The sequence below is a fragment of the Synechococcus sp. H55.10 genome (assembly GCF_047502715.1).
GTDB lineage: Bacteria > Cyanobacteriota > Cyanobacteriia > Thermostichales > Thermostichaceae > Thermostichus.
In genome coordinates this window covers 1-1143 of the sequence record NZ_JANSJJ010000048.1, presented here as the reverse complement: position 1 = coordinate 1143, position 1143 = coordinate 1, and the positions used below count along the sequence as shown (strand labels likewise).

General features: G+C 52.1%; 2 protein-coding genes. Both read left to right on the top strand.

Annotation, left to right across the window (positions count from 1 at the left end; genetic code table 11):
* The first annotated feature begins 180 nt into the window (after positions 1–180).
* Positions 181–612: a fluoride efflux transporter CrcB gene (gene crcB, locus NW858_RS04310; protein WP_414348806.1), complete on the top strand. Its 432-nt coding sequence runs from the start codon at positions 181–183 to the stop codon at positions 610–612.
* A gap of 44 nt (positions 613–656) precedes the next feature.
* Entirely contained in the window at positions 657–1001 is a 345-nt protein-coding gene (locus NW858_RS04305) for a DUF190 domain-containing protein (protein WP_414348805.1), read from the top strand.
* Positions 1002–1143 lie beyond the last annotated feature (142 nt).

Below are 1143 nucleotides of genomic sequence, written 5' to 3'. Positions count from 1 at the left end.
CCCTGGGAGCAAGTGTTGGTGGGATCCACTTCCCAAGCAGTGTTGGAGACCAGCTCCATTCCGGTGATTTTGGTAGAAGAAGAGGAGTTCGGAAAAACAAGAAATGCCATCGTAGGAGCGAACCAAGGTTGAGGGCTCGTCCTTTTGGAATTGTTTTGTCAGCCTAGCCGAGGAGATGTGATGAGTCTGCAATCGGTGTGGACTTACCTAAGTCAGGAGTTAGCCTCTCCGCTTTTGAGAGTTCCTTTGGCGGTGGCTTTGGGGGCCATTGGTGGATCCCTGAGCCGCTACTATCTCTCTGTCTGGTTTGCGGAGCGATTTGGCCCCAGTTTTCCCTACGGAACTTTGATCATCAACCTGTCGGGCTGTTTTGTTATGGGCTGGTTTGCCACCCTGGCCATGAAGCGACCCGAGATCTCACCGGAATTTCGCCTGCTGTTTGGAGTTGGCTTTTTGGGTTCCTACACCACCTTTTCCACCTATGAGTTGGATACCTTTAACCTCTGGCAGCAGCATCGCTTTGTAACTGGTTTTGTCTATTGGTTTGGCTCCTGTTTATTAGGAGCTCTGGCGATGGAACTTGGGATCCTGTTGGCGAGACTGTGGCGATAGCAACAAGGATTTAAAAAATTCAAGCGGAAAAGAGAGCTCCAAGCATGCTAGACAATGAACCCGAAGTCTACAAGTTAGATATCTACATTGGCGAGTCGGATCACTGGCAAAATAAGCCTCTCTACCTGGCTCTGCTGGAGCTGGCCCGTCGGCGGGGCATGGCGGGAGGTACGGTGGTGAGAGCCATTGCCGGTTTTGGCCGCAACAGCCACATTCGCAGCAGCAACCTTCTCGAACTTTCCACAGATCTGCCTATTTTGGTAACGTTTATCGACACGCCGGAGAAAATTAAAGCCTTTCTGCCGGATGTTAAAAATCTGGTGCGCGACGGTCTAGTTACTTGCCACAGCGTCCAAGTATTCCATCACGCTCCTCAGCACCAACCCTAGTCCCAATCCCCAATTGGATTTCCCATCCTCAGGAGCTGGTTATGCCCGATTCCCCTTGGCGCTTCATTGTTTTGCTGGGGATCGTCAGCCTCTGCGCCGACGCCACCTACGAGGGGGCCCGCAGCATCTCCGGAGCTTTTTT